The organism is Streptomyces sp. NBC_01775, assembly GCF_035917675.1.
Classification (GTDB): Bacteria; Actinomycetota; Actinomycetes; order Streptomycetales; family Streptomycetaceae; genus Streptomyces.
The window spans coordinates 8851491-8874983 of sequence record NZ_CP109104.1; the positions used below are offsets into that span (position 1 = coordinate 8851491).

Consider the following 23493-nt stretch of genomic DNA (forward strand, 5'->3'; position numbering starts at 1 on the left):
TCGGGCCGTGCCTGCTCCGGCCGCCGGCAGTCCCGTGCGAGTGGAGGTGGGGGTGGGGTGCCGAATTCGGCACCCCACCCCCATGCCCGCGCTCCCGCTTCCTTCATGCCCGCGCTCCCGTTCCTTCCGCGGTGGCAGGCGTCGCCGGGCCTTGAACTGTGCATGACCCCTTGGTGTGTGCTGCGGTAATGTCTGGTCCTATCCCCCGCTTGAACACCGCACCAGACTTGAGCACCGCACCAGACTTGAGCACCGCACCAGCAGTACGGGCATCGCCTACTGAGGAGCGCGCACGTGTTCGATTGGAACGGGCCGTCGAGAGTCGTAGCGATCATCTTGCCCCTCGCACTTCTCGCGGGGTGCAGCTCACTGTCGGGGGATGACGCCGGCGAGGAGACACGCCTCGTCGTCGGCACCACCAGCGCCCCCACTTCCCTCGACCCGGCCGCTGCCTGGGACGGCTCCTGGGAGCTGTACCGGAACATCTACCAGACCCTCATGACTGTCCCGAACGCCGGGAGTCCGCCCGAACCGGACGCCGCCACCACCTGCGGCTTCGCCGATTCCGGCAGAAAGGTCTACCGCTGTGTCCTGCGCAAGGGGCTGAAGTTCTCCAGTGGCAACCCCCTGAACGCCCGGGCGGTCAAGCATTCCTTCGACCGCACCCGCTCGCTGAAGGCGAAGCCGGGCCCGGCGCCGCTGCTCTCCAGCCTCAAGAGCGTCGAGGCCCAGGGCTCGCGCACCGTGATCTTCCGGCTGCGGAAGCCGGACGCCACCTTCCCGTTCGTCCTGTCGACCCCCGCCGCCTCCCTCGTCGACCCGGCCGACTACCCGTCCTCCAGCCTGCGCCGGGGGAAGCGGGCCACCGGCTCCGGTCCGTACATCCTGGAGGACTACGTACCGGACGAGAAGGCCGTCCTCGCCAAGAACCCTCAGTACAAGGGCGCCGCGAAGATCAAGAACGATGCTGTCACCATCCGGTACTACGGGCACTCCTCCCGGATGGTGCGCGATCTCAAGTCCGGCCGGATAGACCTCACCTACCGGGGACTCACCCCGCGCCAGATCACCGCGCTCCAGGACGCCGGCACAGCGGGCGAGGACGCCGTCGAGCTGACGGAGATGACGGGCACCGAGATCCACTACCTGGTCTTCAACTCCAAGGATCCCCAGGCCCGCCGGCCCGCCGTGCGCGCGGCGGTGGCCCAGCTCATCGACCGCAAGACGCTCGTGCGCAACGTCTACAAGCGGACCGCCGACCCTCTCTACTCCATGGTCCCGACAGGCGTCGCGGGCCACACCAACGCCTACCTGGACAGGTACGGCGACCCCAGCGGGAGCAAGGCACGCCGGACCCTCACCGCCGCGGGTATCCACGAGAAGGTGCGGTTCACCCTCTGGTACTCCGACGACCGCTACGGAGAGGCCTCGGCCCGGGAGTTCGACGAGATCAAACGGCAGCTGAACGACTCCGGGCTCTTCGAGGTCACCGTCAAGGGGCGCCCCTGGAGCGCGTTCCAGAAGGGCTATCTCAAGGGCGAGTATCCGGTGTTCGGGCGGGGGTGGTCGGCCGACTTCCCCGACGCGGACAACTACATCACGCCCTTCGTCGGCAAGGAGAACGCGATGGGCGCCCCCTACCCGAACCGCAGGCTCACCGAGGAACTGCTGCCCCGCTCCCGCAGACAGAGCGACCGGGGCGCGGCGGGGCGGTCGTTCGCCGCCGCGCAGCGCCAGATGGCCAAGGACGCCCAACTGCTGCCGCTGTGGCAGGGCAAGGTCTACATCGCCTCCCAGAAGGACGTCGCGGGCGTGGAGTGGGCGGTCGACGCCTCGGTCATCATGCGTATGTGGGAGCTGTACAAGAAGTCGAGCTGGTAGCGGGCGGGACTCCCTGAAGGCGCTGTCGGTGCCTGGCGGTACCTTCGAACACAGCAGTTGAGCACAGCTGTAGGAGCATCACCGCACCGGAGGTAGAGCGCGTGAAGGAAATGCTGCCCCAGTCCTGGCAGGGCGTCCTCGGCGAGGAGACCGAGAAGCCCTACTTCAAGGAACTGGCGGAGTTCGTCGAGGAGGAGCGGGAGAAGGCGCCCGTCTACCCGCCCCGTGACGAGGTGTTCGCCGCCCTCGACGCCACGCCCTACGACCAGGTCAAGGTGCTGATCCTCGGCCAGGACCCGTACCACGGCGAGGGCCAGGGGCACGGCCTGTGCTTCTCGGTGCGCCCCGGCGTGAAGACCCCGCCGTCGCTGCGCAACATCTACAAGGAGATGCGCGAGGAGCTGGGGCACCCGGTTCCGGACAACGGTTATTTGATGCCGTGGGCGAAGCAGGGCGTGCTGCTGCTCAACGCCGTGCTGACGGTGCGCGGCGGCGAGGCCAACTCGCACAAGGGGCGCGGCTGGGAGAAATTCACCGACGCCGTGATCCGCGCCGTCGCCGACCGTCCCGACCCGGCCGTCTTCGTGCTGTGGGGGAACTACGCGAAGAAGAAGCTGCCGCTCATCGACACCACCAGACACGCCGTGGTGCAGGGCGCGCACCCCTCGCCGCTGTCCGCGAAGAAGTTCTTCGGCTCGCACCCCTTCACCCAGATCGACCAGGCGGTGGCCGCCCAGGGCCACACCCCCGTCGACTGGCGCGTCCCCGACCTGGGCTGAGGCGCGCGAGGCGGCGCGCGGGGTGAGCCCGATTGTCACAGGTGGCCGTTAGCGTCATATCCACGACGCGGCACACGGCGAAACGGCGAACGGGAGGAGCCCCCGGTGGCGGAGCCCCAGCGAGAAGCGCCCGAGGGCGCTGAGGACGCGACGATGGTCAGGATCGGCCAGGCGATCATGCTGCACCGCGGAGGCGACCGGGAGGAGGCCCGGAACCGCTTCGCCGCGCTGTGGGAGGAGTCCGAGGAGAGCGGTCACCTCTTCCACCGCTGCACGATCGCGCACTACATGGCCGACACCCAGGACGATCCGGCCGATGAGCTGCGGTGGGACCTGCGCGCCCTCTCCGCGGCCGACGCGCTGAGCCAGGAGCGGGTCCGCTGGGGGGAGCACCTCCTGGCGGTGCGCTCGCTGTATCCCTCGCTGTATCTCAACCTCGCGGCCGACCACGCCAAGCTCGGCAACGGGCTGGCCGCCCGGCGCGAGCTGGGGCGCGCCAGAGACAGACTCGGCGCGCTGGGGGACGACACGTACGGCGAGGGCGTCCGGAGCGCGATCAACCGCCTGGAGATGCAGCTGGCGGACGACACCCTCTGACGGCCCGGAGGCGTACGAGGGCAGGCGGCGACGGAAGCCGCACCGGGCGGCGTGGGCCGGCGCGCCCAGGACAGTGCCGGCCCGGGAGTCACTTCCCGTAGGCGGCCCGGCAGATGCGGGCCTGCCGGCTGCCCGGGTCCCACCGGCCGTACGCCTCGCCCAGCTCGCAGACGTGCGTGCCGCCCCGGCCTCCGGAGCCGCCGCTTCCGTGGGAGTTGCCGCTGCCACCGCTGCCACCGCCGGCCGGCTGGTGGCCCGCGCTCTCCCGCGCGGGGCCGGGAGCCTCGGGGCGCCGGGCGGGCATGGGGGAGGGGTGCTCCCCGGTGCGCGCCCCCGGAGCCGACCGGTTCTCCCGCGCTCCGGGGGAGGGAGCGCGCACCGGGAGGGCCGCGCTGCCCGACTCCCCGTTGCCCGCCCCGGCGCTCGTGTCGGGATGCTGGGAGAGCTGGGAGAGCGCTTCCCGCACGGGGGCCTCCACCTCGCGGGGCGGCGCGTCCTTGTCCCAGGGGCCAGGCGCCTCGGCCGGGGGCACCAACGGCGAGGGGGCACGCCGGGGCGCCGGTTCGGAGCCGGAAGGCCCGGGACCCGTGCCCGGCACGGTCACACACCCCGCCGCGGCCGAGAGCGCCATCCCCGCGAGCACCATGGCTTTTGTCATACGTGACATTCGGGCAACTCTTCACAGCCGCACGCGCGCCCGGAAGCCCCCGCAGGGGTGAGACGGGGGCGTGCGACTGCCGGTACCGCGTGCGCGGATCCCGGCGGCGCACCGCGCCGACGGTGCGCCCCGCGGACGTCAGACGCCGGTCGCGCCGTCGATGCGCTCGCGCAGCAGGTCAGCGTGGCCGTTGTGCCGCGCGTACTCCTCGATCATGTGGAGGTAGATCCAGCGCAGCGAGGTGACCGTGCCGCGCCCGGGACGGGTGCCCAGCTCCTCCAGGGAGCGGTCCCCTGCGGACTTCCGCGCTTTGGCGACCTCCTGGCGCCACACGGCGAGCGTCCCGGGGCCCGTGTCACCCTCGCCGACCACGAAGTCGTCGTCCGGCGCCTCCGCCGTGAAGTAGAGCGGCTCGGCGTCCTCCTCGTCGAACACCCGCCGGAACCAGTAGCGTTCGACATCGGTCAGGTGCCGCACCAGCCCCAGCAGCGTCAGCTCCGACGGCGGGGCCGAGGCCCTGCGCAGCCCGTCGTCGTCCAGTCCCTCGCACTTGGCCTCAAGTGTCGCCCGGTGGAAGTCCAGCCACCGCTCCAGCAGTTCCCGCTCGGTGCCGGTGCCGCCTGGTATGTCCCGGGAAGCGGTGGCGCGCTGCCCTTCGTGTCCCTCGTCAGCAGTCATGCCCATCATCCTGGGCGCTGTGCTCACCGGGCGCGACGGTATTTCCCGCAGGGCCCGGCATCCCGCTGAGGATCTCGCGCACGCTGGTGCGCAGCTCCTCCCGGGTGGGTACGGCGGGGTGGAAGGTTCCCGCCGTGCACGGGAAGAGGATGCCGTCGCACCAGGCCAGCAACGCGAGCGTGTGCCGTTCCGGTGCCGTCGACCCGGCGGCCGTCAGCATCTCCCTGAGCGGTGCGGCGAAGTCGCTGAGCCCTGTCCGGCCAGGCGGGCGGGATTCCAGCCGCGCTCGCCGCCTACACCCGTGAGCGGCTGACCCGCACGGCGGACGTGGTACGCCGCTCGGCGCACGCCGGCCGGATGGCCGCGCTGGACGGCGCAGCCGCCCGTGCTCTGCGCGCCGTCGGCATGGCCGCCGTGAGCCGGATGGCACCCGGGGCCGCGCTGCGGGCTCTCGACGGGATCGCGGACCGGGGCCCGCCGCCGCGCACGTATGCTTCGCAGTCGCAGCCGTCCGCACACACGTCCGGACAGCCGCAGCCACCCCAGCAGTAGACGGCGCCCCTCCCAGTGGTGCGGGCCAGGGGCCGCCGCCGAGCAGCAGTCAGGGAGAATCCGTGAAGATCGGCGTGATCGGACTCGGCGACATCGCCAAGAAGGCATATCTGCCGGTGCTCACCGCCCAGCCAGGTCTGGAGCCGCACCTGGTCACCCGGAATGCCGCCACGCTCACCTCCGTGGGTGACGCCTACCGCGTCCCCGGCGAGCAGCGGCACACCAGTCTCGACGGGCTGCTCGCGGCGCGCCCCGACGCCGCGTTCGTCCACGCCGCGACCGCGGCGCACCCCGAATTGGTGCGCGGGCTGCTGGAGGCCGGTGTCCCCACCTACGTCGACAAGCCGCTCGCCTACGAACTCGCCGAGTCCCGTCGTCTCGTGGACCTCGCCGAGCGCGGCGACACCTCCCTCGCCGTGGGCTTCAACCGCCGCCACGCGCCCGGATACGCGCAGTGCCTGGAACACTCCCGGGACCTGATCCTCCTTCAGAAGCACCGGGTGGGGCTGCCCGAGGACCCGCGCCGGATGATCCTCGACGACTTCATCCACGTCGTGGACACCCTCCGCTTCCTCGCCCCCGGCGTGCCCGACCACGTCGGTGTCCAGGCCAGGACCAGTGGCGGGCTGCTGCACCACGTGGTGCTCCAGCTGGCGGGGGAGGGCTTCACGGCCCTCGGCGTGATGAACCGGCTCTCCGGCTCGGCCGAGGAGGTCTTGGAGGTGTCGGGACAGGACACCAAGCGCGAGGTGCGCAACCTCTCCGAGATCATCGACCACAAGGGCCAGCCCAGCGTCCGCCGCCGCGGCGACTGGGTGCCGGTGGCGCGCCAGCGCGGCATCGAGCAGGCGGTCCTGACCTTCCTGGACGCCGTACGGGCGGGCGCCACCCTCTCGGCCCAGGACGCGCTGCGCACCCACGAGTTGTGCGAGCGCGTGGTCGACGCGGTACGGGAGCAGGCGGCCTGAGCGGGCAGAAGCGGGCGCGCGCGGGCAGGTGAACGGAGCCGGGGGAGCGGGGGCGCGCGGGAGCGGGCGGGCCGTGCGTCAGCGCCGTGCCGGAGCGGGGAGGGTGACCTCGTCGCGGGAGCGGCGCGAGCGCAGCGCCCGGGCGGCCTCCACCGCGGCGAACGCCACCAGCGCGGTCAGTGCCACGCGCACCACCCAGTCGCCGAAGCGCACATACAGCGTCTCGCCCGTCGCCAGCGGCACCTCGCTGACCGTCGCCGTGCTCCGCTCGGTGCCCAGCCGTTCCCCGACCCGCTCGCCGTCGGGACCGGCCAGCACGCTCACGCCCGTGAGCGTCGCGTGCACCACGGGGCGGCCCGTCTCGGCCGCCCGCAGCGCCGCCAGCGACGCGTGCTGTCCGGGCGCCCAACTGTGCTGGAACGACGAGGTCGAGGACTGCGCCACCAGCACCTGCGCCCCCTCGGCCACCAGGTGTCTGCTCATGTCGGGGAAGGCCGTCTCGAAGCAGATCAGCGGGCCGAAGCGCAGCCCGTTCGCCCGCATCATCACCGGCTTCGTGCCGCGCTGCCGGTCCTCGCTCGCGGCCCGGCCGACCGAGGTGGCCCAGCTGAGCGCCGAGCGCGCGGGGATGTACTCGCCGAACGGCACCAGCCGCATCTTGTCGTAGCGCTGACCGGTGAGTCCGTCCTCGTCCACGAGCACCGAACTCTTGTAGATCCCGGGACGGTCGCTGCGCTGCGCGTCCACGTTCACCAGCAGCGGGGCGCCCGTCAGCCGGGACAGCCCGGCCAGCCTGCGCACCAGATCCGGGCGGCTGTTCAGGTCGAAGCCGACGCTGCTCTCGCCCCACACCACCAGGTCGGCACCGCGCCCGGCCAGCTCGCGCGTCAGCTGCTCGCCCCCCGCGAACCGCTCCTGCCGTGAGGCGGTCTCCCCGATCTGGACGACGGCGATCCGTCTCCCGCCGTGGTGCTCGGGCCCGGGCGCCCACGCCCATACGGCCCCGGTGAGCACGCCCGTCACCAGCAGCGTCACCACGGCGCCCCGGCGGGCGCGGGGCGAGACGAGGAGCGCGGCCAGCGCGGTGTTCACCGCCACCACCACGAAGCTCACCAGCCACACCCCGCCCACCGAAGCGAGCCGCAGCGCGGGGCGCACCTCCCACTGGCTGGCCCCCAGCAGCCCCCATGGGCCGCCCAAGTACTCCCAGGAGCGCACCAGTTCGGCCATCAGCCAGCCCGACGGGATCAGCACCACCGCCGCCGCGAGCCTGCCCCCTCCCGCGCCGTTGCCCAGCATCCGGTGCACGAGCCAGCCCCACGGCGCCCACAGCAGGCCCAGCAGCGCGGCGAGGACGACGATGAAGACGGTCAGGCTCGGCATCAGCCAGTGGTGCATGGCCAGCATGAAACCGGTGCCGCCCAGCCAGCCGGACACCGCCGCCGCCCTCCCCGTAGGCGCGGCGCGCAGCATCAGCAGCCACGGCACGAGCGCGGCGTACGCCAGCCACCACAGCGAGGGCGCCGGGAACGCCAGCGCGGGCAGGGCGCCGGCGAGCAGGGGGAGCGTCGGGCGCACCCAGCGCGACGCCGGCAACGCACGCATGCCCCGCCTCCTTCATCCGATGCTCCGATCACCAGTGTGCGGGAGGGGCTCGGCAGTGGCGAGGGCGCGTCCGACGACGGGCGTGGCGCATGGGGGTGCGGAAGGGAATCCAGGGAGGCCGGGGGCGAGTTCCGGAGGGGGCCGGGGGCGAGCCGAGGCGAGCGAACCACGCGGCCGGCTACGAGCGGGCCGCGTGCCGGATTCGAGCGACTACGCGACGACGGTGTCGATCGCGGCGCCTGCGGTATCGATCACGGGCGGTCTAAGGCGTGGGGACCGGACGGCGGGCCGCGGAGGTTCCGCTTCCCTGGCGGGGGATCACCACGGATCTCAACTGCGCGTCGGTCGACTCCTCGTCGCTCCCGGTCTTCCTGGCCCGGCCGGCGGGTCCCGAGCCCGGGCCTTCGGTACGCGCCTGGCGCGTGCTGTCGACGGTGAGCACCACCAGCCCCCAGGAAGCAGCGGCGCCGGCCGTCACCGCGAGGAGCGTCCCGAGCAGGCCGTAGCGGAAGCCCTCCTCCAGAAGGATGATGCCGGCGGATGCCGCGACGACCGGGTTGGCGACCGTCGTGGTCGCCAGCGGGGTCGCCAGACCGCCGCCCCGGTAGGACGCCTGCGAGGTCGCGAGCCCGGTACACGCCAGCACGACGACCAGCGCCAGCAGCGGCACCGGGTTGCCGGACGGCGCCGAGCGCCAGCTCTCGGCGAGCGTCTTGATGAAGACCGAGGCGGCGCCGTACGCCACCCCGGCGGCGAGCGCCAGCGAGACGCTGCGCAGCGCGAGACGCTGGCTGCTGGGTGTCGGGGTGCCGCCGTGCCGCGCCGCCGTCGCGAGTCCGACGAGCAGGACGAGGGCGCCCAGCACGGCTGCCGCCAGGGCGAGTTGGCCCCGGCCGTTGAGCGAGTCGTCGCTGTGCGAGCCGGTGAGCAGCAAGATTCCGGCCAGCCCCACCGAGACCAGCACGATCCCCTGCCAGGCTGTCGTGGTCACCGGGCGCCTGACCAGGAGAGCGGCCATCGGCGCCGCCAGCACGAGGGTGAGCACGCCCAGCGGCTGCACCACCGTCAGCGGCCCGAGTCCGAGCGCGACCACGTGCAGCAGCGCGCCCGAGCCCTGGAGCAGGGCCGCCGTCCACCACTTGCCCGTGCGCAGCAGACCCAGCCCGCTCGGCGCGGTCGTCGAGGCGAGGCGTTCCTGCACGATCGCGGCCAGCGCGTAGCTGACCGCCGAGACCAGTGACAGCAGCACCGCCAGGGCCAGCGGGCTCATATCCCGCTCCCTCCGTGCTGTTCGGGCATCCCGTTCATACCTCCACGATGCTCCGAACGGGGCGTGATGTCGTCCCCTGCCAGGCTCGTCTTCGCGTACAGCTACTGGAGTACGGGATGGGGTGCGGCATCCACCTGCCAGTGGATGAGAGGGTCTGCCGATAGTGACAACGGGCGTACATCGGAGGTACCTCGGGCGTACGAGCACCAGACTCTCGTAGTCACTCCACAGAGGGACGAGAGCGGTGCCGGTGCGCGGGCGGGCGTGGCCTACGCGGGGATCGGGCCCTCGCCCGCGACCTCGACGGGGCCGAAGCCGCTGCCCAGTACGGTGACTCGGCCCATGCGCCCGTCCGCGAGCCGCAGCCGGGCCGAGTCCCCCTCAAGTTCGACCCACAGCCGCCGCTCGCCCATCGGCCTGACCGTGCCCGACCAGGCGGTCCCGGGTCCCGTGGTCTCCGTGAACAGCGCCGCGTCGACGGGGACCTCGGCCGCTCCGGTCAGCAGCGTCGCCGGGCCACGGTAGAAGTTCTCCATGGGGCCAGTGTGGCAGCGCGGGCCTGCCACGGCGCGGCGGCGGACCCGGAGGGAGGACGGGGAAGAGGCGCCGCCGGGGCCGGAGAAGACCCGGAGAAGACGGAGCCCTGGGGACGACAGAGCCCCGGTGCCCGTAGGAAAGGGCACCGGGGTCCGCCGCTGAGGGCCTTACCGCGTCACTTGTTGGTGCAGTGGTTGTGTGAAGTGGAGTTCAGCAGCCCGATGATGGTGTTGCCGCAGACATTCACCGGTATGTGCACCGGAACCTGGACGTTGTTCCCGGAAAGCACGCCCGGCGAGTGACCGGTGTGGGCCTTGGGGCCGTCGTCGGCGACAGCGGTGCCCGCGGTCGCGCCGAGCAGTGCGGCGCTCAGGGCGCCGGCAGCGATGGCGGTACGAATACGCATGTTTGCTCCCGTGAGGTAGCTGTTGTTCCACCCCCACCGTGTGCGGACGTACGTACGTGCCGCACGCCGGACTGGGCCGCTCGGGTGCACCTCGTTGGTACGGTGCGCGAGAGGCACACGGGGTGCGGGTGCAGAACGCGGAACGCGCGAGGGGGTCTGCGGGATGGAGCGGACGGACGGGGACGAGGGCGAGGCGCCGCACGAGCCCGCGCTGCCGGGCAGCGAACTGGTGGAGGGACGCCGGGTGCTGTGCCGTATGTGCGGCCAGCCGCTGCGCGACCGCGCCTCCCGTATCTGGGGGCTGGGCCCCGACTGCCGGCACAAGCTGGCCGTTCGCACCGCTCCCGCCCCTCCCGCACACGAGGTCGAACAGGACGCCTTGCCCGGCCTGTGACCGGTGCCGGGCGCGTCCTCGTACCGACTGCGCCCGGGGTGGTGATCATGGAGAAGGGCCGCGCGGCCCCGGTTCGTCGACACTCCTGTCCACACCGGCGAACCTGTCCACACCGGCGAAAGGCAGCCCGTGACCCAGCCACCTCAGCCAGGGCCGCCCCGGGACGAGGGTCCCTGGCGCGATCGACGCTCGGGCACCGAACCGCTCACCGCACGCAGCGATCTGTGGCTGCGCACCCTGCTGGCGGGCGTGGGCCTGCCCGTCTTCGCCGCGGCGACCGCGCTCTTCGCCTGGTGGGCGGCCTCCTCCGACGACCACAGCTCGCCCAGCGCGACGCTGCTCAGCGTGCTGGCCGCGCTGTGCGGAGCGCTGGCACTGGGAGCGGGGGTGGACCTGCTGGTCCTGCGCCGAAGGCGCGCCCAGGAGCGCGCGCGGGAGCGCGACGTCCAGGGCCTATCGGCTGGATCGTCGCGGACCCGCGAAGATCCGGACGAGAGACCCTAGCCCGCCGCCTCGCCCGCGTGCGGGCTGAGGACGTCGGCCCCGACCAGCGCGAACAGGGCGAGGCCCAGCAGGATGCGGTAGATCACGAACGGCATGAAGCTGCGGGTGGAGATCCACTTCATGAACCATGCGATGACGGCGTAGGCCACCACGAAGGCCAGCACCGTGGCGAACACCGTGGGCCCCCAGGAGACATGGCCCTCGCCGATGTCCTTCAGCTCGAACAGGCCCGAGGCCAGCACGGCCGGGATGGCCAGCAGGAAGGAGTAGCGGGCCGCCGCCTCGCGCCGGTAGCCCATGAACAGGCCGCCGCTGATCGTCGCCCCCGAGCGGGAGACTCCGGGAATGAGGGCCAGCGCCTGCGCGCAGCCGAAGAGCAGACCATCCTTCACGTTCAGCTGTTCGAGCGACTTGCGCTCGCGGCGGGCACGATGACGGCCGCCGGCGGCGTCCCGCGCGGCCATGCGGTCGGCGATGCCGAGGATCACCCCGAGCACCACGAGCGTCGTCGCGATCAGCCGCAGATCCCGGAACGGGCCCTCGATCTGGTCCTTGAAGATCAGCCCGAGCACACCGATCGGGACCGAGCCGACGATGACCAGCCAGCCCATCTGGGCATCGTGCTCGCGCCGCGCCTCCGAGCTGTAGAGAGAGCGGAACCACGCGGAGACGATCCGGCCGATGTCCTTGCGGAAGTAGATCAGCACGGCCGCCTCGGTGCCGATCTGGGTGACGGCGGTGAACGCCGCGCCCGGGTCCTCCCAGCCGGCGAAGGCGGCGGCGAGCCGCAGGTGGGCACTGGAGGAGATCGGGAGGAACTCGGTCAGTCCCTGAACGAGTCCCAAAACGAAGGATTCAAACCAAGACATCTGCGACTGCGCTCGTCCCTGTGGTGGTCGGGGCGGGAGGGGGCGGGGAAGCCCGGTGGGGCCCTGTCGCCGGGAGCACGGGCCTCCGCACGACGGCGGGCGGCCGTCAGGGAGAGGCGGCGCCGCGCAGGTGCGCCCGCTTGCGCCAGGCCACCACGCCGCCCACCAGCGCGGACAGCGCGATGAAGCCGAACGAGGCGAGGAAGACCGGCGAGGTCGGCTTCGCGGCGCTGCTGCCCGCGATCACATACGCCGCCGTATTGGGCACCGAACCCAGCGCCGTCGCGCCCAGAAAGGCCACCCAGCGCATCCGGGAGACCGCGGCGCCGTAGTTGGAGGCCGCGAACGGCACCCCGGGGAGCAGCCTGATCACCAGCATCGAACGGAAGCCGTGCTTGCTCAGCAGGCGGTCGGCCGACGTCATCCAGCGGGCCCGCATCAGCGTGCGCAGCGCGTCCTGGCCCAGCATCCTGCCCAGTCCGAAGGCGATGCCCGCGCCGATCACCGTTCCCGCCGTCGCCGAGAACGTGCCGGCGCCGGCACCGAAGAGGGCGCCCGCCGCGATGTTGAGCACCGGCCGGGGCACGAAGGCCGCCGTGCACAGTCCGTAGGCCGCGCCGAACAGTGCGAGGGCCGTGCTGCCGCCCATGTGGGGAGGCCAGCCGTCGGCGAGGACACGTTGTGGCTCGTAGAGCACCATCGCCGTGGCCGCCGAGCACAGCAGCACAAGGAGCAGGGCGAGGCGGGACCATGGGGACAGCAGTGTCTGGGCGAGACGGCCGGGGAGTCCGTCTGACTGCGTGGCGGGGACGGGCACGTGGGGGAGCGTAACCGACGAAGCGGCCCTTCCGCCGTCCGGTGACGTACCGAACGTCCGGAAGGTGTGCATCCGCCGAGGTGTTCGTCTCCCGGTCACCCGCGCTTCCACCTGTGCGAAGACCGGCCGGGGCCGGGTGGCGGCGCGGCTGGGAAAACCGTTCGACGTGCGGCAGTCAAGCGGGACATGATCTGGGCGATGATCCGGCACCTGACTCCCACCGCATGGGCCGCCGCCGCGCCCGCGAGGGAGGCTGCCGTCTTCCGGACCCGGGGTGTGTGCGCCTGTCACGGCCTCTGCGGCACGTGTGCCGTCTGCGACTGCCGAAGCTGACCCTTCCCGGACTGACCGAGGACCCCACGGGGGGAGGGTCGGTCCTCCTCCGGGGTCCCACCTCTCCGCGCGGCGCGCATCCAGGTTCCAGGAAGGACCCGTCATGTCCGGATATACCCACCCGCACATCAAGCCGCATCTGACCATCGGCACGCTGGGTCACGCGGGTCACGGCAAGACCGCCCTCGCCGCGGCCTTCACCCGGGCCCTGGGCGGCCCCGGCACACCGCCCACACCGGGCGGCCACGCGCCCGTACAACCGGGACCCCGGCGGGTCGAGTACGAGACCGACACCCGCCGCTACACCCACCTGGAGATGCCCAGCGGCCCCGGGCTCGTCGCCACGGCGGGCGCGGGGGCCCTCGACGGCGCCGTCCTGGCCGTCTCCGTCCTCGAAGGGGTGCGCCCGCAGACCACCGAACACGTCCTGCTGGCACGACGGATGGGCGTCGAACACCTCGTCGTCGCCCTCACCAAGGCCGAACAGGGCGAGGACGAGCTGACCGAGCTGGTCGAACTCGACGTACGCGCGCTCCTGAACACCTACGGCTTCGCCGGTGACACCCTCCCCGTCCTGCGCGTCTCCGCCGAACGCGCGCTGGCGGACGACCCGCGCTGGACCGGCGCCATCGAAGCGCTGCTGGACGCCGTCGACACCTACGTCCCGCAGCCCGAGCGCGACACCACAGCCCCGCTGGTGCTGCCCGTCGCCTCGGCGGCACCGGCTCCCGGGGGCGGAACACGGGCCACCGGCACCGTGGAGCGCGGCACCGTCCGGACCGGCGACCGGCTGCGGGCCTACGCGCAGGAAGGTCCGGTGGACGTGCGGGTGGCCGAGGTCGCGACCGGCGGCGCCCCGGCCCCGTACGCGGCGGCGGGGGAGACCATCACCCTGCTGCTCACCGGGCCCGCCGCCGACCTGTGCGGCGCGGTGCTCGCCCCGGCGGGCGCACTCACCACCGGGCGATGTCTGGAGGCCGGGCTCCGGCTGCTGACGGCCGAGGAGGGCGGACGGGACGCCCCGCTGCGCTCGGGAGCGCGCGCCGGGTTCCACATCCGTACCGCCGGGATTCCAGGCGTGATCATCCTCAGCGGGCGGAAGGGGGCGCTGCCCGGCACCGAGGTCGAGGCCAGGGTCAGGCTCGATACCGCCGTCCCGTTGGAGAACGGATTGCGCTTCGCCGTACGGGAGGGCGGCACAACGGTCGCCGCCGGCCGGGTCACCCGCGTCGCTCCGGAGGCCGAGGTGCTCTGAGCGGATGGGCCGCCCGCACAATGGGACGGTGGATGCTGACCCGGTCGAGGAGCCGATACCCGTTACCCGTGCCGTCGCGAGCGGCACCGCCAAGCTGATGCCGGACATCGACCGGGCGCACGCCTGGCTGCTGACCGTCGACGGGGCGCCCCAGTCCTACGTCGATCTGGATGATCCCGCGCACCTGGAGTTCGAGTACGCGCGCCGCATCGGGCATCTGCTCGATGCGGCCCCGCCCCCCGGCGCGCCTCTGGACGTGCTGCACCTCGGCGGCGGGGCGCTCACCCTGCCCCGCTATGTCGCGGCGACCCGCCCCGGCTCCCGGCAGCGGGTCGCCGACTCCGACGCCGGGCTGATGGAGCTGGTGGCCGACCATCTCCCGCTGCCCGCCGACAGTGGGATCGCGGTGGAGGCGGGCGACGGGCGGGCGGTGCTGGAGGGCGCCGCCGAGGACAGCGCCGATGTGCTGATCGCCGATGTCTACGGCGGCTCGCGGGTGCCCCCGCATCTGACGACGCTGCCCTATGCGCGCGAGGCGGCACGTGTGCTGCGGCCCGGCGGCCGGTACGTGGCCAATCTCGCCGACGCCGTGCCCTTCCGCTTCCTCGCCTCCCAGCTGGCCACGTTCGCCGAGGTCTTCGCGCACCTCGCGCTCATGGCCGAGCCCGCCGTGCTGCGCGGGCGCCGCTTCGGGAACATCGTCCTGCTGGCCTCGCACGAGGAGCAGCCGCTGTCCGAGCTGGCCCGGCGCTGCTCGGGCGACCCGTTCCCCGCGCGCGTCGAGCACGGCCCGGCGCTGGCCCGCTTCACCCGGGGGGTGCGCCCGGTCCATGACGGGGACGCCGTACCGTCGCCCGAACCGCCGGACGGCGCCTTCAGCATCGGCTGAGGGCGCCGTCCTGGGCCGGAACACGCGGGCCCGCCGGGGCGGGTCACGCGGTCGCAGGGATGCGGCCGTCGAGGGGCCGCCCGGGTCAGCCGCGGGGTTCGTCCCCGCCGCCGGGTGTCTCGTAGTCGCGCAGGCTGGCCATCATCTTCTTGATGGTGGCGTCCGGGAGCTCGTCCTTGACACCGGCATCCGCGTAGAGGACCCAGATCGCCAGGTCACCGTTGGTGTTGATCCAGGAGACCGTGCTGACCTTGGCGGCGCTCGAGGCGCACTTGTCCCCCTTCGGCGCCCCGGTGAGGGTCACCGAGGAGGAGTGGCCCTTGATGCCGTGCTTGTTTTTGAAGGGCTTCGTCTTCGCCGGGCTGAGGTGACCCTTCTGCTTTTGGTCGTAGCCCGCGATGGCGAAGTTCTCGGCCGCGATCTCGGCGGCCTCCTTGGTGTCCTTGGAGCCCTCCGCGCCCTTGGTGCCGACGCCGGCGCGGCTGCTCTCCTTGCACCAGTTGTCCTTGTAGTAGGCCGGCGCCGACATGGCGACCAGGACCTTCTTGGTCTTGTCGTCGCTGAAGCCGGTGATGACACCGGGCTTCGAGACCGTCCAGTCCTTGTTCTTGGGCACGTCGAAGGCGGAGTACCACTTGGGGTTGATGACGGTCTGCCAGCCGGCGACCACCGGCTTGGAGGGGTCGTCGGCCGCTCCGCCGCCACCGCCACTGCCGGTGCCGCCGCCCGTGGACTTCCCGCCCCCGGGCTTCTTCTCCTTCTGCTTCACGCTCGGAGAGGACGACTTGTCGGACGCCTCGTCCTTCTTGTCGTCGTCACCCCCGAAGACCATGAAACCGGTCACCGCCGCCGCCACGACCGCGACCGCGGCGACGATCGAGATGATCACGGTCTTCTTGTTGCCGTCACCACCTCCGCCCTTGGGCGACTGCGGCCCGCCCGGCACGCTCGCCGGACCCCACTGGCCCGACTGGCCGGGCCCGCCCGGCTGCTGGGTGTAGGGGTTGGGCTGCCCGCCCGCGGGCTGGCCGTAGCCGGGCTGCTGCCCTGCTCCCGGCTGCTGCTGCCCGTAGCCGGGCTGTTGGTACGGATTCGGCTGCTGATATCCCGGCTGCTGGTACGGGTTGGGCTGCTGAGGGTTCTGCTCGCCCCCCGGCTGCTGCTGTCCTGGCCACATGGCCAACAACTTTATGGTGCGTGCCGAGCGCCGACTACGTCCGCCCTCCGATCGGTACTGACCCGCTACATGAGCGAGCGGGGAGCGGGTGTGCGAAGGCGCTGCCGCCGCGTATTACTCGGTGGTAACGTGCGGGCATGTCAGCACAGTCGCACGAGCCTTCCATAGGCGAGTTGATGGCGGCCTCGGTCCCGATGGCCCGCACCTTGAACCTTCAGTACCTGGAGACCACTCCCGAGCGGGCCGTCGTCGCACTGCCCGACCAGAGCGAGTACCACAACCACGTCGGCGGCCCCCACGCCGGCGCGATGTTCACCCTCGCCGAGTCGGCCAGCGGCGCCATCGTGCTGGCGGCCTTCGCCGACCAGCTCTCGCGCGCCGTGCCGCTCCCGGTCCATGCCGAGGTCCGCTACAAGAAGCTGGCCAAGGGTGATCTGACCGCCACCGCCGAGCTGGGCCGGCCCGTCGCCGACGTCCTGGCCGAGCTGGACGGGGGCGAGCGCCCCGAGTTCCCGGTGGCCGTCGCCGTCACCCGCGCCGACGGCGCCGTGACGAGCGAGATGACAGTCGTGTGGACGCTTCGGCCGAACGACTGACCGTCCGGTTTGCCCGCGCGCGCTCCTCCGTGAGCGCGCCGTGTGTCCGGCGTCGTCCTGCCGCGCCACCGCCCCGTCCGTCCCCCCTCCTCCAGGGCACTCCCGCTCCTGCCCGCGTCCGCGCCTGGCGCGGGCTCGCCCGTGTGATCGAGTAGGCTTCCCGGAGCCGTGCGCCGAAACCTGTGAGAGGAAGCCGTAGTTGCACATCCAGGAGTGGCTGGAGAGCATCCCGGCCGTGAGTGTCTACCTCCTGGTGGGGGTGGTCATCGGGCTGGAGAGCCTGGGAATCCCGCTTCCCGGGGAGATCGTGCTGGTCAGCTCCGCGCTGCTGGCCTCCCAGCAGGGACATATCGACCCGGTGGTCCTGGGTGTGTGCGCCACCGCGGGTGCGATCGTCGGGGACTCGATCGGGTACGGCATCGGACGCAAGGGCGGCAAGCCCCTGCTGACCTGGCTGGGGGGCAAGTTCCCCAAGCACTTCGGGCCCGGCCACGTGGCCACGGCCGAGCGCTCCTTCCAGCGCTGGGGGATGTGGGCGGTCTTCTTCGGCCGCTTCATCGCCCTGCTGCGGATCTTCGCAGGGCCGCTGGCCGGTGTACTGAAGATGCCGTACTGGAAGTTCCTGACGGCCAATGTGCTCGGCGGTGTCGTGTGGGCGGGCGGCACTACAGCCGTCATCTACTACGTGGGCATCGTCGCCGAGGCGTGGCTCAAGCGCTTCTCCTGGCTCGGCCTCGTGCTCGCCGTGCTGATCGGCGTGGGCTCCATGCTGGTGGTCAAGCGCCGTGCGGCCAAGGCGCTCGCGGAGGACGAGAGCGCACAGGGCGAGAACGCACAGGGCGACAGCCCCCAGGACGAGAGCGCACAGGTCGGGAGCGTCCAGGGCGAGGGCGCCAAGGGTGAGACGAGGTCCGCCGGGGAGAGCCAGGCGGCCGTGCCCGCGGCGGACTGAGAGCGGAGAACACCGTGGCAGAGCGTGGACTGATCATGGCCGTGGGAGGCCGTCAACCCCGGCTGGATCCCGAGGCATTCACGGCGCCGGCCTCCGTCGCGGTCGGCGAGGTCGTCATGGCCGCCGGATCGAGCCTGTGGTACGGCGCCGTGCTGCGCGCCGAGGCCGAGCCGATCGTGCTCGGTGAGGGCAGCAACATCCAGGACAACAGCACCGTGCACGTCGACGCCGGATTCCCCGTCACCCTCGGCAAGGGCGTCACCGTCGGCCACAATGCCGTGCTGCACGGCTGCACGATCGAGGACGACGTCCTGGTGGGCATGGGCGCCACCGTCCTCAACGGCGCGCATATCGGCGCCGGTTCGCTCATCGCCGCCCAGACGCTGGTCCCGCAGGGCATGACCGTACCGCCCGGCTCGCTGGTCGCAGGGGTCCCGGGCAAGGTCAGGCGCGAGCTGACCGATGAGGAGCGCGAGGGCATCAAGCTCAACGCGCTCGTGTATGTCGACCTGGCCAAGCAGCACCGAGCGGCCGTCGTCGTCCAAGGACCCGCCGACGCCTGATCGCTGGGTGGCCGGTCCCGCCGCGGCCCGTGAGGTAGCTCACCGGGGGCGCCGCGGCGGCGGGGCAGTACGGTGACGGCGTGCCCTCGATCCAGAACACGTTCTCGTCCCTCACCTCCCGCGCCGTGCACAGCATCTGGCGCCGGGTCCAGCGGGCAGGCGCCGTCACCGCTCAGCGCCCGGGGCCGTACGCGTTCCGCCGGATCGGCACCGGCACCCGGCTGGCCTTCCCGCAGGGCACCATCTTCGGGGCGCCCTGGATCGAGATCGGGAGCCACTGCGTCGTCGGCCAGGACGTGACGCTCACCGCCGGGATGATGCCCGACCTCGATCTCGGCCCGGACACCATGCTGCGGCTGGGCGACGGTGTGGTGCTGGGCAGGGGCAGCCACCTCATCGCCGACACCCGCGTCAGCATCGGCGATGACGTTTTCTGCGGCCCGTACGTCTACGTCACCTCCACCAACCACTCCTACGACGACCCCGCGCGCCCCGTCGGCAAGCAGTGGCCGCGCTCCGCCCCCGTCGAGATCGGCGCCGGAAGCTGGCTCGGCGCCGGAGCGGTGGTGCTGCCCGGCGCGCGGCTGGGCCGCAATGTGGTGGTCGCGGCGGGCGCCGTCGTGCGGGGCGAGGTACCCGACCACGCGGTGGTGGCCGGTGCGCCCGCCAAGGTGGTGCGCCGCCTGGACCCGGAGGCCGGCTGGCTTCCCCCGCTGCGCACCCCGCCACCGGTCCCGGTGCCCGAGGGCGTCACTCCCGAGGAACTGCTGGCGCTGGCCGAACTGCCGCAGCCGTGTGCCGAGTACGGGACGCGCGGGAGTGACGGGACGGGTCGGAGCGACGGGACGGGTGGAGCCGATGGGGGCCGCGGGTCCCAGGGGGCCGGTGGGGCGGAGGGTGCTTCCGCCCCCGGCGGGGCCTCCGCGGCGGGCACACTGGACGCGGCACCCGATCGCTGACCCCGCCCTCCGGAGGCGCGCCGTGAGCAACCGCACCTTGCGTGTCCTGCTGGCGCTCGCCGTGGCCGTCCAGGGCTTCGCGCTGCTGATGTACGCGCTGCGACGGATGTAGCGTCGGAGAGCCCTGTGCCCTGTGCCCTGTGCCCTGTGCTTTGTGCCGAGCACCCCTTGCCCCGCGCGAGCGCCCCCGGTGCCTCGTACCCCGGGCCGCGTCAGCCGGAGGCCAGCAGCACCGTGCCGAGCAGCGCCAGTCCGGCGCCGGCGGTCTGGAGCGCGCGGAGCCGCTCCTGGAGGACGCCGCGCGCGGCCAGCGCGGTGACGACGGGATAGAGCGAGGCGAGCACGGCGGCGACGGTCACCGGCCCGTGCTGCGCGGCGATGGCGTACGTGCCGTTGGCCGCGACGTCCGCGAGACCCACGAAGCTCAGCGCGGGCAGTGAGCGCCAGATCGCGCGCACGCCGCCCTCGGGCCCTTCGGGAAGCGCGGGAGTGCCCCGGCGCACGGTGGCGTACAGCGCCCCGCCGCCCACCAGGACGTTGACCACCCGCTGGATGAAAAGCGTCAGGAAGAGCCCGGTGACGGTGGCCGAGGCCTCGGCCACCAGGCTCATGGTCGCGCCGAACCCGAGGGCGGCGACCAGGGTCAACGCGATGGTGCGCCGCTGTACCGGCGCCCCGCCGCCGCCCACTCCGCCGGCCAGCACCACGCCCGCGACGGCGATGAGGGTGCCCACCGCCTGGAGCGGTCCTGGCCGCTCGCCGTGCAGCACCATGCCGACGCCGACCGGCACCGCCACGCTGCCCAGCGTGGCCACGGGGGAGACCACCCCCATCGGGCCGACGGCCAGCGCGCGGTAGAAACACAGCATCGAGACGGGCCCGATGGCACCGGCCGCGACGGCGCACCACAGCAGCCGCGCGTCCAGCTCGCTCCAGGCGCCGGTCGCCAGCACGACAGCGGCGAGCACGAGAGCGGCGGCCCCCTGGGAGACGACGACCACCGTCAGCTCGCGCAGACGTTTGCTGAGCAGCCCGCCGCCGAAGTCGGCCAGCCCCCACAGGAGGCTGGTGGCCAGGGCGAACGCAGCGGTCATGGGTGGGGGCTCCTAGCAGTACGGTGGGGTGAACGCTCAAGTGCAGCAGACCGTAGTGCAGTCTAATGCACTTTGTCTTCGAATATTTTGGACGGTGCGGACCACTGTGACGGACCTCGACCACCTCACGCAGGCCCTCGCCCGCAACCTCAAACGCTTCCGCACCGAGCGCGGCTTCACCCTGGACGCGCTGGCCGCGCGCGCCTGCGTCAGCCGGGGCATGCTCATCCAGATCGAACAGGCCCGCACCAACCCCAGCGTCGGCACCGTCGTCAAGGTCGCCGACGCGCTCGGCATCAGCATCACCTCGCTGCTCGACTTCGACCGTGCCCCGCACGTCCGCCTGGTGCCGCCGGAGCAGGCCATCCGGCTGTGGTCGACCGAGGCGGGCAGTCACGGCACCCTGCTCACGGGAACCGAGGCGCCGGGGCCGCTGGAGCTGTGGTCCTGGAAGCTCATGCCCGGTGAGGGCCACTCCTCCGACCCCCACCCGCAGGGCACCACCGAACTCCTCCACGTCGCGGCGGGCACCCTCACCCTCACCGTCGACGGCGCCGACCACCACATCGAGGCGGGCACCTCCGCCTGCTTCGCGTCGCACCTCCCGCACGGATACCGCAACGACGGGACCGAGACCGTCGAGCTGTCCATGGCCGTCTCGGTCCCTGAGCCGCGCTGAGAGCACCCCCGCGCCGCGGCTAGAGTGCCGCCATGCGCGCGCCCATTGGAGATTTCGACCACGTCACGCCGGCGCCCGAGGTGCTGGACCAGCTCACCGCACCCGTCGCCGCCGCCGTACGCCAGTGGCAGGGCCCCGTCCCCGCCGAACAACTGCTCTACGTCGACACCGACCCCGACAAGGCGGATACGGCCGTCTTCGTGGAGACCTACGGCCTCGACCTGCTGGAGAGCTCGGCGAATTGCGTCGTCGTGGCCGCCAAGCAGGGCGGCGAGCGCGTCCTCGCCGCCTGCCTGGTCCCCTCCACCACCCGCGCCGACATCAACGGCGTGGCCCGGCGCCAACTGGGCGCCCGCAAGGTTTCCTTCGCACCCCACGACACGGCCGTCGGTGAGACCGGCATGGAGTTCGGCGGCATCACCCCGCTCGGCCTGCCCGGCGGCTGGCCGCTGCTGATCGACGCCGAAGCCGCCGCGCTGCCCTGGGTGCTGGTCGGCAGTGGCAGGCGCCGGGGCAAGCTGATCGTGCCCGGCAAGGCGCTGGCCTCCCTCCCGGACGCCGTGGTGGTGGAGGGGCTGGGCCGCCGCGCCTGACGCGGACCGCAGCGGGCTACTCCTTCAGGCGGCAGGCGGCAGGCGGCAGGCGGCAGGCGGCAGGTAGCAGGCTGCGGGCGGTCGGGTGAACAGGCAGGCGCGAGGCGCTCGGCCTAGACCTGTGGCCCGCTCAGCGTCAGCGAGAGCGCGGTCGCGCGCTCGGCGAAGCCCAGGGCACGGTAGATCCCCTCGGCCTCCGGCGTGGTGTGCAGGTCGACCCGCATGACGCCGCGCTCGGCGAACCGCGCGAGGAGGGCCTCGGTCACCGCCCGGGCGTAGCCCCTGCCCCGGTAGCGCTCGTCCGTGCAGACGTTGAAGACCAGGCCGAACCGCCCGGCCGGATTCTGCGGCCCGGGCAGCCGTTCCTCGATGCGCCCCACGGCGCACGCCGCCAGATGCGGTTCGCCGGATCCGTCGCCGTCCCCGTCCACCGCGAACGCCATCAGCGACGGGTGCGGCTCGGCCAGCCCCCGGCGCACCACGAGCGCGGCATCCCGCTCCCACGGTCCTGGCTGATCGCTGCCGTTCATCGCGGCGAACATGATCCTGCGCAGCCGCACGATCTCCTCGGCGTCCCGCGGCCCCGCACTTCTGACCGGGGCGTTTCTTGTCGTGCTCATGCGCCGGACGTTAGCGCACACCCGTACGCTCCGTTCATCCGAGCACCCCGTTCACCCGAGCCGGGGGATCTCGATCGCCGGACAGCGGTCCATCACCATCTCCACCCCCGCCGCACGGGTGCGCGCGTACGCCTCCTCGTCGACCACGTCGAGCTGGAACCAGACCGCTTTGGCGCCCGCCGCCACCGCCTCGTCGGCGACCTGGCCCGCGAGCCGCGAGTTGACGAAGACGTCGACCACGTCGACGGGAAAGGGAATCTCCGCCAGACTCCGGTAGCCCCGCTCGCCGTGCACCGTCTCCGCCTTGGGGTGGACGGGCACGATCCGTTTGCCGTAGCGCTGGAGCACCTCGGCCACGCCGTGCGCCGCCCGTGACGGGTTGTCCGACAGGCCCACCACCGCCCAGGTGTCGCCCAGCTCCGTGAGAATGCCGCGTACCGTCGACTGGTCGCCGTACATCGTCTCTTCCGCCTTCCGGTCCGAGGGCCCGCCTCCTGGAGGCACCGTGCTCCTTCGGCAACGGACACCACCGGCCGCAGATTCCCGCCCGCCGGGCCATAGGCTGGCCGGATGCAGCAAGGCCAGCGTGACCAGCCGGAGCGGGCCGACGGGCCGTCGCAGTACGTCACCGTCGCGGCCGAGGGAGTGCACGAGACCGAGATCAGCCGCTCCCGCTTCCTGTGCGCCCTCGCACCCGCCGCCACCGAGGCCGAGGCACAGGAATTCATCGCGCGGATCCGCAAGCGGCACCCCACCGCCAACCACAACTGCTCGGCGTACGTCATCGGCGCGGACGCGGGCATCCAGAAGGCCAACGACGACGGCGAGCCCGGCGGCACCGCCGGTGTGCCCATGCTCCAGATGCTGCTGCGCCGCGACGTGCGCTACGCCGTCGCCGTCGTCACCCGCTACTTCGGCGGCGTCAAGCTCGGCGCGGGCGGGCTGATCCGCGCGTACGGCGGCGCCGTCGGCGAGGCACTGGACACCCTCGGCACCGTCACCCGCCGCCGCTTCCGGCTGGTCACCGTCACCGTCGGACACGAGCGCGCCGGACGGCTGGAGAACGACCTGCGCGCCACGGGCCGCGAGGTGCGCGAGGTGCGCTACGGCGCCGAGGTCACCATCGAACTCGGCCTGCCCGAGGCCGACATCGACACCTTCAGCGCCTGGCTGGCCGACGCGACCTCGGGCACGGCGCGCCTGACGACCGGGGGAGAGGCGTTCGGCACCGTCTGAGACGGACGCTGTGCACGCGCTGTCAGTGGCGG

At 72.5% G+C, this 23493-nt stretch carries 29 protein-coding genes; 16 read left to right on the forward strand and 13 right to left on the reverse strand.

The features are described from left to right. Positions 1-294 precede the first annotated feature (294 nt). The 3 genes from OHB04_RS39205 (at position 295) to OHB04_RS39215 (ending at position 3257) form a co-directional block, all read left to right on the forward strand. A complete protein-coding gene (locus OHB04_RS39205) occupies positions 295-1881 on the forward strand; it encodes an ABC transporter substrate-binding protein (RefSeq protein WP_326809301.1) in 1587 nt (528 codons plus the stop codon). 110 nt (positions 1882-1991) lie between these two features. Continuing rightward, positions 1992-2660 (forward strand): uracil-DNA glycosylase, encoded by a 669-nt coding sequence (gene ung, locus OHB04_RS39210; protein WP_326809599.1) that lies wholly within the window; start codon positions 1992-1994, stop codon positions 2658-2660. A 105-nt stretch (positions 2661-2765) separates the two neighbouring features. Then, on the forward strand, positions 2766-3257 hold the full coding sequence (locus OHB04_RS39215; RefSeq protein WP_405802658.1) for a hypothetical protein: 492 nt from the start codon (positions 2766-2768) through the stop codon (positions 3255-3257). An 88-nt stretch (positions 3258-3345) separates the two neighbouring features. Here the strand turns inward: OHB04_RS39215 and OHB04_RS39220 are convergent, their stop codons facing one another. The 3 genes from OHB04_RS39220 to OHB04_RS39230 all read right to left on the reverse strand — a co-directional run bounded on the left by OHB04_RS39220 (position 3346) and on the right by OHB04_RS39230 (position 4813). Continuing rightward, positions 3346-3924, reverse strand: coding sequence for a hypothetical protein (locus OHB04_RS39220; RefSeq protein WP_326809302.1), 579 nt, complete (start codon positions 3922-3924; stop codon positions 3346-3348). Between the two features lie 129 nt (positions 3925-4053). After that, on the reverse strand, positions 4054-4602 hold the full coding sequence (locus tag OHB04_RS39225) for a DinB family protein (protein WP_326809600.1): 549 nt from the start codon (positions 4600-4602) through the stop codon (positions 4054-4056). Further along, a complete protein-coding gene (locus OHB04_RS39230; RefSeq protein ID WP_326809303.1) occupies positions 4583-4813 on the reverse strand; it encodes a hypothetical protein in 231 nt (76 codons plus the stop codon). The genes OHB04_RS39225 and OHB04_RS39230 overlap by 20 nt, the downstream gene beginning before the upstream one ends. A 137-nt stretch (positions 4814-4950) precedes the next feature. Here OHB04_RS39230 and OHB04_RS39235 point away from each other — a divergent pair, with 137 nt between their 5' ends. Next, positions 4951-5145 (forward strand): hypothetical protein, encoded by a 195-nt coding sequence (locus OHB04_RS39235; RefSeq protein WP_326809304.1) that lies wholly within the window; start codon positions 4951-4953, stop codon positions 5143-5145. Positions 5146-5207: 62 nt separating this feature from the next. Continuing rightward, entirely contained in the window at positions 5208-6113 is a 906-nt protein-coding gene (locus tag OHB04_RS39240; protein ID WP_326809305.1) for a Gfo/Idh/MocA family protein, read from the forward strand. A 78-nt stretch (positions 6114-6191) separates the two neighbouring features. On the opposite strand, the gene lnt is transcribed toward OHB04_RS39240, so the two are convergent. The 4 genes from lnt to OHB04_RS39260 all read right to left on the reverse strand — a co-directional run bounded on the left by lnt (position 6192) and on the right by OHB04_RS39260 (position 9931). Further along, positions 6192-7718: an apolipoprotein N-acyltransferase gene (gene lnt / locus OHB04_RS39245; RefSeq protein ID WP_326692380.1), complete on the reverse strand. Its 1527-nt coding sequence runs from the start codon at positions 7716-7718 to the stop codon at positions 6192-6194. A 262-nt stretch (positions 7719-7980) separates the two neighbouring features. Next, positions 7981-8988: a DMT family transporter gene (locus OHB04_RS39250; RefSeq protein ID WP_326692381.1), complete on the reverse strand. Its 1008-nt coding sequence runs from the start codon at positions 8986-8988 to the stop codon at positions 7981-7983. 269 nt (positions 8989-9257) lie between these two features. Beyond that, positions 9258-9524 carry a hypothetical protein gene (locus OHB04_RS39255; RefSeq protein ID WP_326692382.1) on the reverse strand — a complete coding sequence of 89 codons (267 nt, stop codon included), beginning with the start codon at positions 9522-9524 and terminating at the stop codon, positions 9258-9260. Positions 9525-9700: 176 nt separating this feature from the next. Beyond that, positions 9701-9931, reverse strand: coding sequence for a chaplin (locus OHB04_RS39260; protein WP_326692383.1), 231 nt, complete (start codon positions 9929-9931; stop codon positions 9701-9703). Positions 9932-10094: 163 nt separating this feature from the next. Between OHB04_RS39260 and OHB04_RS39265 the strand changes: the two genes are divergently transcribed. Both OHB04_RS39265 and OHB04_RS39270 read left to right on the forward strand, forming a co-directional pair. Then, on the forward strand, positions 10095-10325 hold the full coding sequence (locus OHB04_RS39265; protein WP_326692384.1) for a DUF6011 domain-containing protein: 231 nt from the start codon (positions 10095-10097) through the stop codon (positions 10323-10325). Between the two features lie 129 nt (positions 10326-10454). Continuing rightward, positions 10455-10829, forward strand: coding sequence for a hypothetical protein (locus OHB04_RS39270; protein WP_326809306.1), 375 nt, complete (start codon positions 10455-10457; stop codon positions 10827-10829). On the opposite strand, the gene OHB04_RS39275 is transcribed toward OHB04_RS39270, so the two are convergent. Further along, entirely contained in the window at positions 10826-11698 is an 873-nt protein-coding gene (locus OHB04_RS39275) for an undecaprenyl-diphosphate phosphatase (protein WP_326809307.1), read from the reverse strand. The genes OHB04_RS39270 and OHB04_RS39275 overlap by 4 nt on opposite strands. 106 nt (positions 11699-11804) lie before the next feature. Further along, positions 11805-12515, reverse strand: a complete 711-nt coding sequence (locus OHB04_RS39280; protein ID WP_326692387.1) for a TVP38/TMEM64 family protein — start codon at positions 12513-12515, stop codon at positions 11805-11807. Positions 12516-12951: 436 nt separating this feature from the next. Between OHB04_RS39280 and OHB04_RS39285 the strand changes: the two genes are divergently transcribed. Both OHB04_RS39285 and OHB04_RS39290 read left to right on the forward strand, forming a co-directional pair. Next, positions 12952-14103: a GTP-binding protein gene (locus OHB04_RS39285; protein WP_326809308.1), complete on the forward strand. Its 1152-nt coding sequence runs from the start codon at positions 12952-12954 to the stop codon at positions 14101-14103. A gap of 4 nt (positions 14104-14107) precedes the next feature. Beyond that, a complete protein-coding gene (locus OHB04_RS39290; protein WP_326809309.1) occupies positions 14108-14992 on the forward strand; it encodes a spermidine synthase in 885 nt (294 codons plus the stop codon). 85 nt (positions 14993-15077) lie between these two features. Here OHB04_RS39290 and OHB04_RS39295 read toward each other — a convergent pair whose 3' ends face one another. Continuing rightward, positions 15078-16169: a hypothetical protein gene (locus OHB04_RS39295; RefSeq protein ID WP_326692390.1), complete on the reverse strand. Its 1092-nt coding sequence runs from the start codon at positions 16167-16169 to the stop codon at positions 15078-15080. A 137-nt stretch (positions 16170-16306) separates the two neighbouring features. On the opposite strand from OHB04_RS39295, the gene OHB04_RS39300 reads away from it, so the two are divergent. The 4 genes from OHB04_RS39300 to OHB04_RS39315 all read left to right on the forward strand — a co-directional run bounded on the left by OHB04_RS39300 (position 16307) and on the right by OHB04_RS39315 (position 19239). Further along, a complete protein-coding gene (locus tag OHB04_RS39300; protein WP_326692391.1) occupies positions 16307-16765 on the forward strand; it encodes a DUF4442 domain-containing protein in 459 nt (152 codons plus the stop codon). Between the two features lie 199 nt (positions 16766-16964). Further along, entirely contained in the window at positions 16965-17717 is a 753-nt protein-coding gene (locus OHB04_RS39305) for a DedA family protein (RefSeq protein WP_326692392.1), read from the forward strand. Between the two features lie 35 nt (positions 17718-17752). Next, positions 17753-18280, forward strand: a complete 528-nt coding sequence (locus OHB04_RS39310) for a gamma carbonic anhydrase family protein (protein ID WP_442815127.1) — start codon at positions 17753-17755, stop codon at positions 18278-18280. Positions 18281-18360: 80 nt separating this feature from the next. Beyond that, complete coding sequence (locus tag OHB04_RS39315) at positions 18361-19239, forward strand: acyltransferase (protein WP_326692394.1); 879 nt, start codon at positions 18361-18363, stop codon at positions 19237-19239. Positions 19240-19451: 212 nt separating this feature from the next. Here OHB04_RS39315 and OHB04_RS39320 read toward each other — a convergent pair whose 3' ends face one another. Continuing rightward, complete coding sequence (locus tag OHB04_RS39320) at positions 19452-20333, reverse strand: DMT family transporter (RefSeq protein WP_326809311.1); 882 nt, start codon at positions 20331-20333, stop codon at positions 19452-19454. Positions 20334-20439: 106 nt separating this feature from the next. Here OHB04_RS39320 and OHB04_RS39325 point away from each other — a divergent pair, with 106 nt between their 5' ends. Together OHB04_RS39325 and OHB04_RS39330 are read left to right on the forward strand one after the other, a co-directional pair. Next, on the forward strand, positions 20440-21012 hold the full coding sequence (locus OHB04_RS39325; RefSeq protein ID WP_326693118.1) for a helix-turn-helix domain-containing protein: 573 nt from the start codon (positions 20440-20442) through the stop codon (positions 21010-21012). 32 nt (positions 21013-21044) lie between these two features. After that, entirely contained in the window at positions 21045-21605 is a 561-nt protein-coding gene (locus OHB04_RS39330; protein ID WP_326692396.1) for a YbaK/EbsC family protein, read from the forward strand. Between the two features lie 113 nt (positions 21606-21718). On the opposite strand, the gene OHB04_RS39335 is transcribed toward OHB04_RS39330, so the two are convergent. Continuing rightward, the gene (locus OHB04_RS39335; protein ID WP_326809312.1) at positions 21719-22225 is read right to left on the reverse strand and encodes a GNAT family N-acetyltransferase; all 507 of its coding nucleotides are present in this window, start codon (positions 22223-22225) and stop codon (positions 21719-21721) included. 51 nt (positions 22226-22276) lie between these two features. Continuing rightward, a complete protein-coding gene (locus OHB04_RS39340; RefSeq protein WP_326809601.1) occupies positions 22277-22684 on the reverse strand; it encodes a CoA-binding protein in 408 nt (135 codons plus the stop codon). Positions 22685-22795: 111 nt separating this feature from the next. Here OHB04_RS39340 and OHB04_RS39345 point away from each other — a divergent pair, with 111 nt between their 5' ends. Continuing rightward, a complete protein-coding gene (locus OHB04_RS39345) occupies positions 22796-23461 on the forward strand; it encodes a YigZ family protein (RefSeq protein WP_326692398.1) in 666 nt (221 codons plus the stop codon). The last annotated feature ends 32 nt before the right edge of the window (positions 23462-23493 follow it).

What these genes read in the sequence shown, in the direction of transcription:
- OHB04_RS39250 (WP_326692381.1), bottom strand. Translation starts at nt 8,988, where the DNA reads ATGAGCCCGCTGGCCCTGGCGGTGCTGCTGTCACTGGTCTCGGCGGTC.
- OHB04_RS39320 (WP_326809311.1), bottom strand. Translation starts at nt 20,333, where the DNA reads ATGACCGCTGCGTTCGCCCTGGCCACCAGCCTCCTGTGGGGGCTGGCC.
- lnt (WP_326692380.1), bottom strand. Translation starts at nt 7,718, where the DNA reads ATGCGTGCGTTGCCGGCGTCGCGCTGGGTGCGCCCGACGCTCCCCCTG.
- OHB04_RS39285 (WP_326809308.1), top strand. Translation starts at nt 12,952, where the DNA reads ATGTCCGGATATACCCACCCGCACATCAAGCCGCATCTGACCATCGGC.
- OHB04_RS39300 (WP_326692391.1), top strand. Translation starts at nt 16,307, where the DNA reads ATGTCAGCACAGTCGCACGAGCCTTCCATAGGCGAGTTGATGGCGGCC.
- OHB04_RS39265 (WP_326692384.1), top strand. Translation starts at nt 10,095, where the DNA reads ATGGAGCGGACGGACGGGGACGAGGGCGAGGCGCCGCACGAGCCCGCG.
- OHB04_RS39275 (WP_326809307.1), bottom strand. Translation starts at nt 11,698, where the DNA reads ATGTCTTGGTTTGAATCCTTCGTTTTGGGACTCGTTCAGGGACTGACC.
- OHB04_RS39220 (WP_326809302.1), bottom strand. Translation starts at nt 3,924, where the DNA reads ATGTCACGTATGACAAAAGCCATGGTGCTCGCGGGGATGGCGCTCTCG.
- OHB04_RS39340 (WP_326809601.1), bottom strand. Translation starts at nt 22,684, where the DNA reads ATGTACGGCGACCAGTCGACGGTACGCGGCATTCTCACGGAGCTGGGC.
- OHB04_RS39255 (WP_326692382.1), bottom strand. Translation starts at nt 9,524, where the DNA reads ATGGAGAACTTCTACCGTGGCCCGGCGACGCTGCTGACCGGAGCGGCC.
- OHB04_RS39225 (WP_326809600.1), bottom strand. Translation starts at nt 4,602, where the DNA reads ATGATGGGCATGACTGCTGACGAGGGACACGAAGGGCAGCGCGCCACC.
- OHB04_RS39330 (WP_326692396.1), top strand. Translation starts at nt 21,045, where the DNA reads ATGCGCGCGCCCATTGGAGATTTCGACCACGTCACGCCGGCGCCCGAG.
- OHB04_RS39290 (WP_326809309.1), top strand. Translation starts at nt 14,108, where the DNA reads ATGGGCCGCCCGCACAATGGGACGGTGGATGCTGACCCGGTCGAGGAG.
- OHB04_RS39345 (WP_326692398.1), top strand. Translation starts at nt 22,796, where the DNA reads ATGCAGCAAGGCCAGCGTGACCAGCCGGAGCGGGCCGACGGGCCGTCG.
- OHB04_RS39295 (WP_326692390.1), bottom strand. Translation starts at nt 16,169, where the DNA reads ATGTGGCCAGGACAGCAGCAGCCGGGGGGCGAGCAGAACCCTCAGCAG.
- OHB04_RS39235 (WP_326809304.1), top strand. Translation starts at nt 4,951, where the DNA reads ATGGCCGCGCTGGACGGCGCAGCCGCCCGTGCTCTGCGCGCCGTCGGC.
- ung (WP_326809599.1), top strand. Translation starts at nt 1,992, where the DNA reads ATGCTGCCCCAGTCCTGGCAGGGCGTCCTCGGCGAGGAGACCGAGAAG.
- OHB04_RS39335 (WP_326809312.1), bottom strand. Translation starts at nt 22,225, where the DNA reads ATGAGCACGACAAGAAACGCCCCGGTCAGAAGTGCGGGGCCGCGGGAC.
- OHB04_RS39260 (WP_326692383.1), bottom strand. Translation starts at nt 9,931, where the DNA reads ATGCGTATTCGTACCGCCATCGCTGCCGGCGCCCTGAGCGCCGCACTG.
- OHB04_RS39230 (WP_326809303.1), bottom strand. Translation starts at nt 4,813, where the DNA reads ATGCTGACGGCCGCCGGGTCGACGGCACCGGAACGGCACACGCTCGCG.
- OHB04_RS39310 (WP_442815127.1), top strand. Translation starts at nt 17,753, where the DNA reads ATGGCCGTGGGAGGCCGTCAACCCCGGCTGGATCCCGAGGCATTCACG.